Here is a 12,630-nt window from a genome sequence, read left to right as displayed (position 1 = left end):
TTCAGTCCCCCTCTCCGCCGGCGCGATGCGCCGCCAGGCGGGGGAAAGGCAGCCCCCCAGGGCGTTGCGGGCCGCTGGCCTCGCCCCGCCCTTAGCGCCACGACCTGTCTGCCGAACGCCTCCAATGCCGCGCCACCGCTGCTGACCTCCATGGCTGCGCTGCCTGCATACCCCAGAAAAAGGTCCGTCCCCTTCCCGGCGGGCATTCCGCCGGGTGGGGATCGGAAGGCCCCAAAAGCGCGGGGGCTGCTGCCCCCCTGGCCGGCCGCCTAGCGGCGTCCGCGCTTCCGACCCCCCGGGGAACCGCAACGGTTCCCCCGCGCCCGCCCACGGGCGCGGCTCCCCCTCCTTCAACCCCGGTTCTGCAGCACGAGGGGCGCCACCGCTCACGTCAACTCAACCGCACGCCGGTGCTCAGCCTGGAGCGCTACGCACCTTCACCTCACGAGGAAATCTCATGAAAATCTCCGACCTGAAAGCCAAATTCCAAGCGTTGTTTCGCTCCGCCCAACCCGATCGCGCGCCCGTTTCGAACGGCCCGCGAGCTCTTTCCGCCGACGGCGAACGCAAGCCGGTCGACATCTCCATCGTCAGCACCGGCGAGCGATTCGTTCACGTGCCCTCAACGCCTCAACCTGGCGAAGTCAGCCACGCAGCCGATCAGATGGACGTAGACCCCGCCGATTCCTATGAGCAACATCTCTCTGCGCTCGAGCGCGAAGCCGAAGCGAAGCTACGGCTATGGGACGGAAAGTCGGTAAGCGATATCGACGCAGGCGTTTTCGATGACTTCCGAAATCTCGAAGACCACCCGGTCATGCGAGAAACCGTGCCCACGCCGGTGGTTCGGAAAGACTTCTTAAACCCGTCGCCGCTAGACGAGAACGCGGTCGAGAAGGTCACCTTACTGGCGGTCGACACGCAAGGCCAAGCGCTTCTCAAGACACAACTATGGCACCACGTGAGCGACTTCGAACAAACCACCTACGACATCATGCCTATAGCGGAGGCCATTGATGAGCTGCAGCGACACGGCGCCAGCGAGGATTTGACGCTCGTGATTGGCGAAACTCTGTGGCGTGGTTCGACACCGGCCGAAGTGAAACCGGCTGAAGTCGGCGCGACGTATCGGGGTGCCATTCTTGATGTGCAGGGCAGCAAGGTTTATCAGCTCGTGTCGAACGGCACTGCCATCTCGCACGACGCAGGCAGGATGAGCGTACCCGATCCGCTTCGATTCGTAGGCAGAGAGGTGGACATCAGCTACCCGTGCGGCAAAGTTGGCCTGGTGCGCGAGGTGGAATCCCTCGCGCTCGAAGCCACCGCGTGGCAGAAGGCAGGTGCGGAGAAAATTTCGGCCGCCCTCGAGCGGTAACCCGGCGTCCGCGCAACTCACCGAACCTGGGAAACGCCTCTCCATGCAACAGAATCACGCCCCGCCGGCCAACAAAGGCGAGATCGTTCAGCAGCTAAACGCGTTGAATGCCACCGACCAGCGCGCGCGGTTTCGCGCGCTACTTCCGTTGATAGACCGACTCGTCAGACAGGGAGTCCCCCACGCCAAGATCGTTGAATCCCTGATCAACGCTGATTTGCCCGTGACACTTCTGTCGCTTCGAAAGGCGCTCTACCGATGGCGCAAGCGGTCCGTCGCTTTGGAGATCGACGACAACGTGCCCGACCGCCATTCCGCGCCCAGCTCCGAGGCAAGTCTGCCTTGTCCATCGCGCATCCCCGATACCCCCGCTCCTGGCGGCATTCAAAGCAAGGCCGACTTGGTTCGGCTTCGCCTAGCCTCAGATCACATTGACCTCAACGAACTGGCCGAAATCGGCCGAAGAAAATAGGCATCACCCATGAAAATCGCAACCGTCAATTATTCCGGCTCGGTCGGCAAAACCGTCACGACGAGCCACCTGCTGGCGCCCCGCATCCCGGACGCCGAAATCATCGCCGTTGAGTCGACGAACGAAAGCGCAGCCGATCTTGGGCTGGATGTCGAACAGATGCGCGGCGGGCAATTTGGCCGCCTCTTTCGCAAGTTGCTGATGGCAGAAGCCGCCATCGTCGACGTCGGCGCCTCCAACATCGAGGACTTTCTGGCCGAGCTGGTGAAGTACGACCAGGCGCATCTCGAGATCGATTACTACGTCCTGCCCGTGGTCAGTTCGGGTAAAGCGCAACGCGAGACGATCAAAACGATCCAGGCCCTCTCGGAGATGGGCGTGCCGGCCGACCGCGTGCGAGTGCTCTTCAATCGGGTCGATTCCGATGTCCGTGAGGAGTTCGCAGCTATCTTCGGCTACGCCCGCAAGTCCGGCGACTTCCAGGCCAATCCGGAAGCGGCGATTTTTGAAAACGAGGTGTTCGATCTGCTGGCCAACAAGCGCACCACGATCAAGGAAATTCTCGCCGACCCGCGCGACTACCGCCAGGAGCTGCGTCAGGCTGATCGTGACGATGCGAAGCTCGTCAGTCACCTCAGCGACATGCATGCCCTGCAGTCGCTTGCGCGTCCGGTCGATCGGCAGCTGGACAAGGCGTTTGGCGCACTCTTCCTGTAGGGGACTCTGTGACCGCCATTCAGCCCGAAAGCGCAGCCGCCTCGTCCCCCATCCCCCGAAGCAGGATGGAGCTTCTGTATCGCGACATGCTGCAGGAAAGCGCTCAACTGGTAGGGCAGATGGAGCAGCTGACAGCACGGCAGGAGGGGATCGCCCAGGCAATGCAAGCGCTGCCCTCCACTGTGCGCCAAGCAGGCATGGAGGCTGCGGTCAATGCGGGCGGCCAGGCCGCCCGCTCGCTTCTTGAGGCAAGCCGCACCCTCGCTAAGTCGACGTCCGAAGCCCGAATCGCGACTCGCGTCGCAACCCGGGCTCTGCCGACGGCCGCGTGGCGAGCTGGTCTCCTGTGCGCGGTCTGCGCGCTCATCGGCAGCGGCATCGGCGGCGCCCTTGTGGCGCTCGCGCTTTATCGGTAGCCCCTGCGGGCGCTATTTCAATGGCGCCCTAGGCGCCTTATTCCTATTCCGAAAGGACTTTCATGGCACCCGACATACGCCGGCGAATTATCAAGTTCGCCCTTCTAGTTCTTCCTCTTTGCGCTTGGCTTTTTACAGCCAAGGTGCTATCCGGCCTCCCCTTCTCCCACATCACCTGGACGGTGCTATCACACTGGGTAGTCTCCACGCCAGACTACCCCTCCCTAATCGCCGCGCCCATCATCGCCCTCATCCTGGCACTCGCACTTTCGCTCACGCTCAAGAAGTACTCAACCAAAGACGGCTTCGACGGCGCCGGGTACAAGAAGCACATTCGCGGTACCGAGGCGGTCCCTGTCAAGAAGCTGAAGAAGCTTTGCGCCGAAAACGGCCGCCAGCAGATCGATGTGGCCGGCGTCCCGATGCCCACGGGCATCGAGAATCTTCACATCCTGCTGAACGGAGCAACGGGCAGCGGCAAGTCGGTGCTATTGCGCAACCTGGTCTATTCCGCCCTGCGGCGTGGCGACCGAATTGTCGTGGTCGATCCGAACGGCGATCTCTACAGCAAATTCGGGCGGGAGAGCGACGTCCTGCTCAATCCCTATGATCAGCGGACCGAGGGTTGGTCATTCTTCAATGAGGTGCGTGCGGAGTACGACTGGAAGCGATTAGCGCTGTCTATTGTTCCGCTGGGCAAAGACGCTAACGCGGAAGAGTGGAACGGCTATGCTCGACTCCTGCTTCGTGAGGCTGCCCGCAAGCTGAACGAACTAGGAAACCCGTCCATCGAAGAGCTCTTTCGTTGGACCACGATCGCCTCCGACAAAGACCTTCGGGCCTTCCTTTCCGGCACGCTTGCCGAGTCCCTGTTTGCCGGCTCATCTGAGGCCAACAAAGCCCTGACGAGCGCACGCTTCGTGCTTTCCAAGTATCTGGCAGAACACGTCACGATGCCTGCTGGACAGTTCAGCATTCGTGACTGGATGGAGCACGGCACCGGCAGTCTCTACATCACGTGGCGCGAGGACATGAAGGAGGCGATGAAGCCTCTCATCTCCGCATTCGTTGACGTTTTCTGCTCGGCACTGCTTTCGCTGCCAGAAGATCAGGCGCGCCGGTGGTGGCTGGTCATCGATGAACTGGGGTCGATGGAGAAGATGGCCAGCTTGGAGGACTTCTTGACGAAGGGGCGCAAGAACGGTGGCCGCGCGCTTGCTGGCCTTCAATCGGTATCCCAAATGGACGACATTTTCGGAGAGAAGATGTCCCAGACGCTACGCGCAAGTTTCCGCTCGCTGGTCGTGCTCGGCGGCTCCAAGACGGACTTTGAAACAGCAGAAGTCATGTCCAAGTCGCTCGGTGAGCATGAGGTCGCGCGGCCGGAATACACCGATAGCCGAAACCCTGGAAAGACGCCGAACACGAGCGAACGCATGGTCCGCTCGACAGAACGCGTCGTTACCGCCGCGCAGGTACAAACGCTGCCTGAACTCACCGGCTGGGTTGCCTTCGCGGGCAACCGGCCGATCTCGAAGTTCGAGCTCCAGCCGGCAACCTTCGCTATTCGCAATGCGCCCTTTGTCGAAGCGAGGCGCAGCGGCGCTCAAAGTATGACCAATTCGTCTGCCAGCGGCCCTCAACCCTGGTCGCAAGTCGACCTACCCGAGGATCCGACTCTCGCTGCGTAAGCGCATCACACCAGGTCGCCGGCAGCGCCGGCGGCCGCTCGCATGGAACATCCGATGATTTCGCTCAAGACCATCCACCGGAGCGCCGCCAACAAGGCGTCGCACTACTACGCAGACCAGAAGGATGACTACTACAGCCGCGACGGTACTGCGGCGCAGTGGCAGGGAAAAGCTGCAGAGGCCCTTGGCCTCACTGGCAGCATCCAACAGGACGAGTTCCTGCGGGCGCTCCGCGGTGACTTCGGATCTGAAGTTGCACTGTCTCAATCGGTTCGGCTTGATGCCAAAGCCAGGGCCGCGCTTGACATGACGTTCTCCCCTCCAAAGAGCGTCAGTATCCAAGCGCTGGTCGGCAAGGACCCTTCTGTTGTAGCCGCACATGACGCGGCGGTCACCAAGGCGCTGGCATTCATTGAGCAGGAGCTGGTGCGGGCACGCCAAACGGAAAAGGGCGTCACCACCATGGAGCGCAGTGGGAACGCCGCGATCGCCAAGTTTCGCCACGAGACTGCCCGCCCGACGGACGGTGCGTACTCGGACCCCCAACTTCACACTCACGCGCTAGTTCTGAATATTACCCAGCGCGCGGACGGGTCCTGGACCGCGATCTCGAACGATGAGATCTACCGGCTCGTTTCGCTGGTGCAGTCAGTCTATTCGGCAGAGCTCGTCGCCGAGCTGGAACGCGCCGGGCACGCCATTCGATATGAGGGCAAGAGCTTTGAACTTGCGCACGTCTCTCGAGAACAGATCGAAGCCTATTCGAAGCGTTCTCAAGACATCAATGCCGAACTGGCTTCGGTGGGTGCAACTCGTCTTACCGCAAGTCCCAAACTCAAACAGACGATCGCGCTCAAGACGCGCAACAACAAAGCGCCGGAGCTCACTCGCGAGGAGTTGCAGCGCGACTGGGAGCGGCAGGCCAGGGATCTCGGCGTGTCATTCGAGCCGTCGAACACACCGACCGGCAAGGCGGCCGAGCGCACGCCGCAGGCTCAATCCTTGACGGCCGACGAATGCTTGAAGTGGGCAATCAAACACCACACGGAGCGCGAGTCAGTCATGGATGGCAAGGCATTGCTGAAGACAGCGCTGCGCCGATCCCACGGCACGGGCGTCAACCTGGCAGACCTCAAAGGTGCCGTCAAACGATCGTTAGATAGGGGTCACCTAATCCTTGGCACGCTGCAGTATCGCCACGCCAAGGACCGTGATGCGCCCGCAATGTATCGTTCCGAGATGGTTGACGCGTTGGTTCAAGGCGGCACTACCAAGAGGCAGGCGGAAGAACAGGTCCGCAAGTCTATTGCCCGAGGCGAATATGTCCCCACGGGCGCCCGCTACACCACGCAATCCGCGCGTGAGCGTGAAAAGCGCATTTTGCAGATTGAGCGCGAAGGCCGTGACGCCGTCGCCCCGATCCTGCAGGTGGACGCGGCGCAGGCTGCGTTGGCTGACAAAAAGCTCAAGCCTGGGCAGCTCGCGGCGGCCGGCCTGATACTAAGCACGCCGCATCGCTTTGTCGGCGTGCAGGGATTGGCCGGCACCGGCAAGTCGCACATGCTGGCGCAGGTCAAGGAGGCGGCAGAAGCGGCCGGCTATCGCGTCCAGGCGGTGGCGTCTTACGGCAAGCAGATCGAGGCGCTGCGAGAGCTGAACATGGAGGCACGTACAGTGGCCTCCGTGCTTGAAGCGCGCCAGAAGGACCGCTTCAAGTTGGACGCGAAGACGGTCCTCGTCATCGACGAAGCCGGCGTGGTTCCCGCCCGAATCATGGAGCGCCTCATGAAGATGGCCGAGGCCGACGGTGCTCGTGTGGTCATGCTCGGCGACACCGGCCAGACCAAAGCGATTGAAGCGGGCCGACCGTTTCACCAGCTGCAGGCGGCCGGCATGGAGACTTCGCTCATGGGGGACATCATCCGCCAGAAATCGCCAGAACTGAAGGCGGCGGTGGAACTCGCCGCGGCTGGCAAGGCGTCCGCATCCCTCGCCGTGTTGGACGGAAAGCTCAAAGCGGTCCATTCCATCGATGACGACGGCACCCGCTATGACGCCATCGCCTCCAAGTACGCCACGCTCGACGGGGATGAAAGGCGTGAAACGCTGATCGTCACAGGCACGAACGATTCGCGCAATGCACTGAACGAGGCAACGCACCAGGCGCTGGGCCTGTCTGGCCGTGGATTCGACTTCAATCTGCTCACCCGTCGCGACACGACCCAGGCGGAGCGACGGGTGGCGAAGTACTACGTCGCCGGCGACATCCTCCAACCGGAACGCGACTACAAGACGGGCAACCTACGCCAGACCGAGATGTACCGCGTCATCGGCGTAGCGCCAGGAAAGCCAAATGATCTGGTTGTCGAACATGTCATCACAGGAGAGCGCACGCAGTTCAATCCTGCACGCGCCGCCAAGCTTTCCGTATACGAGCCAGTCCAGGCGGAATTGTCTGCAGGCGACTGGGTGCGAGTGACACGGAACAACGCCAAGCTTGACCTTGTCAACGGTGGCCGATTCGAGGTGCTGGCGGTAACCCCCACCACCGTCACCATTGGCGGCAACGGCCGGAGGCTCACGCTGGATGCTGCCACCGGCCCCCTACACCTGGATCGCGCATATGCCACGACCAGCCATAGCGCCCAGGGCCTCACATGCGACCGCGCACTCATCAACGCGGAGAGCTTTAGCCGGACCACGCAGCGTGACGTCTATTACGTGGCTATTTCACGCGCACGTCACCATACGGAGATCTACACGAACGACGCCAGCGAGTTGGCCGGCGTCGTAGATCGGCTCGAGGAAAAGACTGCGGCCTTGGACATCGGATTGGAAGCTACCCGCCCTTGGCGTCCATACAAAGCGCCTGCCACGATGGAACACCACACCAAATAGGATTAACAATGCAATCTATTCAAACACCGTTCTTCACGCTAACCGTCAAGGGAAGCTTTGTCCACATTAAAAGTACCGGGCTGGCGGGGGCCCAGGGCGTGATCCATTTAGTCGAGAGGGACGCCTTAGAAACCTTCGACCAGCTGCTGCACGTCCGCGAGTCCTCCTACACGAACTGGGCCGAGGATCCGTACCCAGTGGAATGCGGCGCGGTGCTGCTGCGCGTCGATGACATTACTCATGCAGAGTACGGCCGCTTGCAGGTCGAGCTAGAACGGCATCCGAGCAGCGGATCGTTGGCTCTGGGTGAACCTGAGCAGGAGCAGATCCAGTTGCAAGCACTTCTGCAATTGCGGCACCAGGTCATGCACTTGTTCGAGATAACCCGACCGGACGAAGCAGCGCGGGCGTGCACTGCCGAGCGAGCACAAATACTGCTCCGCCAAGCCAAAGGCCTCACCTTTTTACCGCCGGAAGGCTATTGCTATCGCTGCGAGGAGGACGTCACTCTGGAAATTACAGACGCCACCGGCATGACCGGCTGCCCGAAGTGTCACGTTTCCTGGTGCGACTAGCATCCAGCTAAGAGCGCCGCCTATATTCTTGCGGACAAGCGATCACGTTGCGTAGTGAAAGCGAGAAATATAATCGGCCGCAGGTTTCTCGCCGTCTGATCGCCCGAACGACCGCTCACGAAGTGCGATAAACACTCAAAAGTGTTATTGCGTAAACCCGCAGCCGGCCACTCTTGGCCCGGAGTGGTCGTCGAAGACAGGCAATTTTCGACCTGAAGCCGCAAAAGGCGCACGATCACTCCCGCCCCACCGTCGCCAAGTGGGGAAGGTTCTCTCCCCATCCGGCGTGCGTTCAGCGCGTCCATTGCGCGCACTAAAAGTCTAGGCGGATTCGCCCAATGGCTTGCTCATAATGATGCTGCGATAATTAGTGTGTGCCCATTGCGCAAATTCAATCGGCCGGTAGCCGCGTGAGATGTACCAATCTTGCAAATGCGTTGCGGGTTCGGCGGTATCTAAAGCGATTTCACTGGCACCACAGTTTGCCGCCCGAGCTTCGGCGTATTTCATCAGTCTGGTCCCGAGCCCCGACCCTTGTAGAGCGGGGTCCACCCCCAGCTGATGAAGACTAGCGACATCGGGCCGATCGAGCCATGGTGTCCCTCTGGTCCGTGGCGGAGGAACGTAGAGTACGGTCCCCACCAAGTTGCCGCCCGCAACCGCCACATAACACTCCCCAGCATCCAAGCGCTGCCGCGTGACATCGTCGGACTGATCTACAGCTTTGAACTGCCATCCCATTTCACCGAGTTGGGCATATGCTCGGTGCAGTAACGAAGTGAGAGTCGAAATATCGTCGTCGGGTGTAAATAGCCGGACGTCAACAGAGGTAATATCGATTTCCACGTCTTACCTTGCAAACTTGGTTAGAAGTCTCGAATATATATCAGGTAGGCGACCGCTTCTGGCGGCTAGCCGTCCTTGTCGACCGGCCGATGGCGGCCAATAGCTGTCATTACGTTCCCCGGAGTCTCCTAGACAATGCCGAGTGAGAAGATGATCATGTTTTGCTAGCGGGTTGCTCGTGAGATTTAACTAATTCCACACTCTGACCAGCAGAACGCCAGGCCTCTATGCCTCCGAGCAAGTACCTAGCGTCGATGCCCATTGCACGGAGGGTGGCAGCCAGCCCCTGGCTTAGCTCATGACCGTGGGCGCAATAGATGATGACGGGCTGCGTGGCTGATACGGAGTCTTTCCATTCCAGCCACAAAGCGGGATCGAGCCATTGTCCATTGGCAATCGCCACGCCATCCTCCTTGCGCCTGAGCTTGCGACGCACATCTATCAACGTATGGGGAAATTCGGCATTGCGCCAGAGCGCAAGTTCGGGAACAGATATGCTTTGCATGAGCGCCTCCCAAAGGTGTTGATGCTCAGCCTGGGATCGCGCCTTATGCCGTCGGCATCGCCGGCGGCCATTGATGCGTTTCTCCTTGGCACCACTGACACCATGCGTACAGGGCGTCGTACATGACCATGCCATGGCCGAGCATGACGTGGTCGTCGGTGTAAAGGTGCGACAAGCCCAGCGACAGCGCGTACAGTCCGCCTGACTGGGGGGTCAGGTCCAGGCGCGAAGTGTCGGCGCCGCGCACAATTCCGGCCAGTTGCTGCAACGCCGGGTTATCTGCCAACTGGTACTTATCGAGAAAAGCGTCGAAGCTGCATCGTTCTCCGACATGCGATAGTTCCACGCCTGGGATGTCGTAGGGAATCGCGGCGGCTTCCCTGGCAATGCGTAGAACGTCGCCTGCCGGCACGTAGAGAAATTCTGGCGTTTCGTCGATAAAACGGGCGATTAGCCACGGGCAGGCGATGCGGTCGATCTTAGGCCGTTCACGAGTGATCCATTGCATGATGGGCTCCTGAAAAAAGGACTTAGTGCACCAGTGGATAAACCGCCAAGCCAATCAACGCCGCGCCAGCAACGATCATCGGCTCGGACAGTTTCTTGAATCGCAACAGCAACAGCACTGCCGCTATTGCCAACATCAATGTCGGCACATCGACGAGCGTGCGTCGGGCGATAACGATGACCGCGCCCGCGATGGCGCCGATCGCCGCGGCCGTCACGCCATCAACGAACGCGAGAATACCGGGCAGCTTTCCGTACTTCTTGAAGTACGGCGCTGGAATGATGGTGAACAGATAACAAGGCAAAAAAGTGGCCAAGGCCGCCACACAGGCCCCAGGGAACCCGGCGACCAAATATCCGATGAAGCCCACGGTGATGACCACGGGGCCGGGCGTGATCATGGCTACCGCTACAGCATCGACGAACTGCTTGTCGCTGAGCCACTGGAAGTCGGTGACCACGCCGCCATATAAGAATGGCACGATGGCCAGCCCTGAGCCGAAGACGAAAGCCCCTGCCTTGGCGAAGAACACGCCGATCTGCCAGAGCAGTGGCCAGTCCAGCGTGCTCAGCGTAGCCCCGGCTGGCACCGAAACCGCTGCGGCGACCGACAGATGTCCGGACTTTAGCCACTTGGGTGGCGCGCGCCAAAACCAGACAAGCAAGCCGGCCGCGAGAAACAGCCAGGCGATTTCAGATTCGGTGATGACAGTGACGATGGCCAGCGCCAGATAGATGGCCCACAACAGTTTGTCCTTGCCCACGCTCTTGGTAGTGAGCTTGTAGCCGCTGATAGCAATGATGCCGATCACGGCGGCACTCACGCCGTAGAACACCGCTTGCATCCAGGTCAGGCCGCCGAAACGCACGTATGCCCATCCCAGAGCCACGACCATGAAGAACGACGGCAGCACGAAAGCGATTCCCACGAGCGTGGCGCCGAGGATACGGTAATGCACGTAACCGAGGTAGATCGCGAGCTGCGCGGCCAGAGGGCCAGGCGCGAGTTGGGCGAGCGCCAAGCCTTCCTTATAGTCGCCGTCGGTAATCCAGCTTCGCCTGTCCACCAGATCGCGATGCATATAGCCGGCCAGGGCAACCGGGCCACCGAAGCCCAGCATCCCCAGCCGGGTGAAATACCAGACGAGTTGCCAAAGGGTATAGGCGGGTCGCGAGACGAGTGGCTCCGCGCTATCGCTGGCGGATTCTTGAGTGGAGCTCATGGTTGCTCACTTGAACGGAAAAGAGATTAGGCCTTACGCCCACTGGAGAAGTGGGCGTACAGGGAGTCCAGCACAGCGCCGACTTCGGCCAGCAATGCGTCGTCATCGGGCAGGCGTTTGCGCGCGCCGGCCAGCATGGCCTCGAACCCGGCAGCCTCCGGCGCCGCGGCGCCGCCTACGTCCAGCACATGCACCATTGCGCCGAGGCGCACGAGGCCACGGTTTTCGTCCAGGCCGAAGCTGGCGAGCAGGACCTCGAACGACACCCTGTCGGCCACGTGCGTGAAGGTGGCGCCGTCGAAATCGAAGCCCAGAGCATCGGCGGGGCACTCCGCCGGGGTCTCCAGCCATAGAAAGCGCGCGGACGGGTCAATGAAGCGCTGGATCAGCCATGCGCAGGCGACCCGGTCTACCCAGATATGGCGCCGGGTCGCCCAGAGGCGTCCCCGGTAATGCATGGGATCTCGGCGCGCGATGCCTCCCTGGGCCGCATGGGGTTCGCCGGGCGACAGGAGGGATTCGATGGCATTGGCGAAATCGCGCTGCTGCGCCTGTGCGCGCAGCGAGGTTTCAGCCGGGAAGAAGTCGGTCCGGCGCAGCGCCTGGTAGCTCCGTTCGTATCGGCGCAACAGGCGGTTGAGTTCCGCCGCGTTCAAAGCGGCCAGCGTCTGGCGCGCCTGGGCCAGTTCCGCCAACCAGGCGTCGTACTCGGCCGAGCGGTCGAACAGGGCCTGGAACGAGGCGGACTCCTCGTTGTCCTGGGGCCGGACCCGCAGCAGCCAGGCCTGGCCGCCTTCCTCGTTTGTTTCGGCGGCCAGATCGGCCAGCTGGGATGCCTGCTCGGCGTGCGCAGGCAGCAGATAGGCGCCGTCGCGCAAGGCGGCGCAGCCTAGGGCCTTGAGCCTGCGCCAGATGCGCATGCGCGTCGTGGCGCCGCCGGTGGGCAGGCTGACGATCAGCAGAAGCCAGGAGGATGCGTGCGGGGTGTCCATGAGGAGCAGAATAAGAAGACGTTGCGATCTCTGCAATCATGTAGAGATCGCTACAACAGAATTTTTGGTTGCCCCGAATGACAGCGTGGCTTCTTGCCTCGTATCCCCCCGGGGGGGATATGATCGTCACATGAACCAACCCGACCCTCACCATCATCACGACGCCGTGGCCAAACGTCTCAAGCGGGCGGAAGGGCATTTGCGCAGCATTCTATCGATGATGGAAGAACACCGTCCCTGCCTTGAGCTGGCCCAGCAGTTGCATGCCGTCGAGCGTGCCATCTCCCAGGCCAAGAAGATCCTCATTCAAGACCATATCGATCACTGCCTGCAGGATGCGGTAGGCGAACTGGACGAGGACAGGCAACGCGCCATCGACGAGTTCAAAGAAATCACCAAGTACCTCTAAGAAC

The 12,630-nt window shown here is 61.2% G+C and carries 13 protein-coding genes; 8 read left to right on the top strand and 5 right to left on the bottom strand.

What is annotated here, in order from left to right:
* Positions 1-457: 457 nt before the first annotated feature.
* The 7 genes from KVT32_RS22035 (at position 458) to KVT32_RS22005 (ending at position 8,144) form a co-directional block, all read left to right on the top strand.
* On the top strand, positions 458-1,375 hold the full coding sequence (locus KVT32_RS22035) for a hypothetical protein (RefSeq protein WP_152383444.1): 918 nt from the start codon (positions 458-460) through the stop codon (positions 1,373-1,375).
* A gap of 43 nt (positions 1,376-1,418) precedes the next feature.
* Positions 1,419-1,847, top strand: a complete 429-nt coding sequence (locus KVT32_RS22030) for a hypothetical protein (protein WP_152383443.1) — start codon at positions 1,419-1,421, stop codon at positions 1,845-1,847.
* Between the two features lie 9 nt (positions 1,848-1,856).
* A complete protein-coding gene (gene stbB / locus KVT32_RS22025; protein WP_152383442.1) occupies positions 1,857-2,564 on the top strand; it encodes a StbB family protein in 708 nt (235 codons plus the stop codon).
* Positions 2,565-2,572: 8 nt separating this feature from the next.
* Positions 2,573-2,980: a hypothetical protein gene (locus KVT32_RS22020; RefSeq protein ID WP_175157252.1), complete on the top strand. Its 408-nt coding sequence runs from the start codon at positions 2,573-2,575 to the stop codon at positions 2,978-2,980.
* A gap of 62 nt (positions 2,981-3,042) precedes the next feature.
* The gene (locus tag KVT32_RS22015) at positions 3,043-4,671 is read left to right on the top strand and encodes a type IV secretion system DNA-binding domain-containing protein (protein ID WP_152383440.1); all 1,629 of its coding nucleotides are present in this window, start codon (positions 3,043-3,045) and stop codon (positions 4,669-4,671) included.
* A gap of 54 nt (positions 4,672-4,725) precedes the next feature.
* Entirely contained in the window at positions 4,726-7,569 is a 2,844-nt protein-coding gene (gene mobF / locus KVT32_RS22010) for a MobF family relaxase (protein WP_152383439.1), read from the top strand.
* Positions 7,570-7,577: 8 nt separating this feature from the next.
* The gene (locus KVT32_RS22005; protein ID WP_152383438.1) at positions 7,578-8,144 is read left to right on the top strand and encodes a hypothetical protein; all 567 of its coding nucleotides are present in this window, start codon (positions 7,578-7,580) and stop codon (positions 8,142-8,144) included.
* Positions 8,145-8,465: 321 nt separating this feature from the next.
* Here KVT32_RS22005 and KVT32_RS22000 read toward each other — a convergent pair whose 3' ends face one another.
* The 5 genes from KVT32_RS22000 to KVT32_RS21980 all read right to left on the bottom strand — a co-directional run bounded on the left by KVT32_RS22000 (position 8,466) and on the right by KVT32_RS21980 (position 12,217).
* Complete coding sequence (locus KVT32_RS22000; RefSeq protein ID WP_227741372.1) at positions 8,466-8,885, bottom strand: GNAT family N-acetyltransferase; 420 nt, start codon at positions 8,883-8,885, stop codon at positions 8,466-8,468.
* Between the two features lie 259 nt (positions 8,886-9,144).
* Positions 9,145-9,495 carry a rhodanese-like domain-containing protein gene (locus KVT32_RS21995; RefSeq protein ID WP_152383437.1) on the bottom strand — a complete coding sequence of 117 codons (351 nt, stop codon included), beginning with the start codon at positions 9,493-9,495 and terminating at the stop codon, positions 9,145-9,147.
* A 43-nt stretch (positions 9,496-9,538) separates the two neighbouring features.
* On the bottom strand, positions 9,539-10,003 hold the full coding sequence (locus tag KVT32_RS21990) for a chromate resistance protein ChrB domain-containing protein (RefSeq protein WP_043210744.1): 465 nt from the start codon (positions 10,001-10,003) through the stop codon (positions 9,539-9,541).
* 22 nt (positions 10,004-10,025) lie between these two features.
* A complete protein-coding gene (locus tag KVT32_RS21985) occupies positions 10,026-11,225 on the bottom strand; it encodes a chromate transporter (protein WP_152383436.1) in 1,200 nt (399 codons plus the stop codon).
* Positions 11,226-11,251: 26 nt separating this feature from the next.
* Positions 11,252-12,217 (bottom strand): chromate resistance protein ChrB domain-containing protein, encoded by a 966-nt coding sequence (locus tag KVT32_RS21980; protein ID WP_152383435.1) that lies wholly within the window; start codon positions 12,215-12,217, stop codon positions 11,252-11,254.
* Positions 12,218-12,347: 130 nt separating this feature from the next.
* On the opposite strand from KVT32_RS21980, the gene KVT32_RS21975 reads away from it, so the two are divergent.
* Positions 12,348-12,626 carry a metal-sensing transcriptional repressor gene (locus KVT32_RS21975; RefSeq protein ID WP_152383434.1) on the top strand — a complete coding sequence of 93 codons (279 nt, stop codon included), beginning with the start codon at positions 12,348-12,350 and terminating at the stop codon, positions 12,624-12,626.
* Positions 12,627-12,630 lie beyond the last annotated feature (4 nt).

Origin of the sequence: Achromobacter sp. GbtcB20 (assembly GCF_019091095.1) — a bacterium.
Taxonomy (GTDB): domain Bacteria; phylum Pseudomonadota; class Gammaproteobacteria; order Burkholderiales; family Burkholderiaceae_B; genus Achromobacter; species Achromobacter mucicolens.
Note: the sequence above shows the minus strand (reverse complement) of the source record. Positions and strands in the feature narration are given on the sequence as shown.

What these genes read in the sequence shown, in the direction of transcription:
- KVT32_RS22035 (WP_152383444.1), top strand. Translation starts at nt 458, where the DNA reads ATGAAAATCTCCGACCTGAAAGCCAAATTCCAAGCGTTGTTTCGCTCC.
- KVT32_RS22030 (WP_152383443.1), top strand. Translation starts at nt 1,419, where the DNA reads ATGCAACAGAATCACGCCCCGCCGGCCAACAAAGGCGAGATCGTTCAG.
- stbB (WP_152383442.1), top strand. Translation starts at nt 1,857, where the DNA reads ATGAAAATCGCAACCGTCAATTATTCCGGCTCGGTCGGCAAAACCGTC.
- KVT32_RS22015 (WP_152383440.1), top strand. Translation starts at nt 3,043, where the DNA reads ATGGCACCCGACATACGCCGGCGAATTATCAAGTTCGCCCTTCTAGTT.
- mobF (WP_152383439.1), top strand. Translation starts at nt 4,726, where the DNA reads ATGATTTCGCTCAAGACCATCCACCGGAGCGCCGCCAACAAGGCGTCG.
- KVT32_RS22005 (WP_152383438.1), top strand. Translation starts at nt 7,578, where the DNA reads ATGCAATCTATTCAAACACCGTTCTTCACGCTAACCGTCAAGGGAAGC.
- KVT32_RS22000 (WP_227741372.1), bottom strand. Translation starts at nt 8,885, where the DNA reads ATGGGATGGCAGTTCAAAGCTGTAGATCAGTCCGACGATGTCACGCGG.
- KVT32_RS21995 (WP_152383437.1), bottom strand. Translation starts at nt 9,495, where the DNA reads ATGCAAAGCATATCTGTTCCCGAACTTGCGCTCTGGCGCAATGCCGAA.
- KVT32_RS21990 (WP_043210744.1), bottom strand. Translation starts at nt 10,003, where the DNA reads ATGCAATGGATCACTCGTGAACGGCCTAAGATCGACCGCATCGCCTGC.
- KVT32_RS21985 (WP_152383436.1), bottom strand. Translation starts at nt 11,225, where the DNA reads ATGAGCTCCACTCAAGAATCCGCCAGCGATAGCGCGGAGCCACTCGTC.
- KVT32_RS21980 (WP_152383435.1), bottom strand. Translation starts at nt 12,217, where the DNA reads ATGGACACCCCGCACGCATCCTCCTGGCTTCTGCTGATCGTCAGCCTG.
- KVT32_RS21975 (WP_152383434.1), top strand. Translation starts at nt 12,348, where the DNA reads ATGAACCAACCCGACCCTCACCATCATCACGACGCCGTGGCCAAACGT.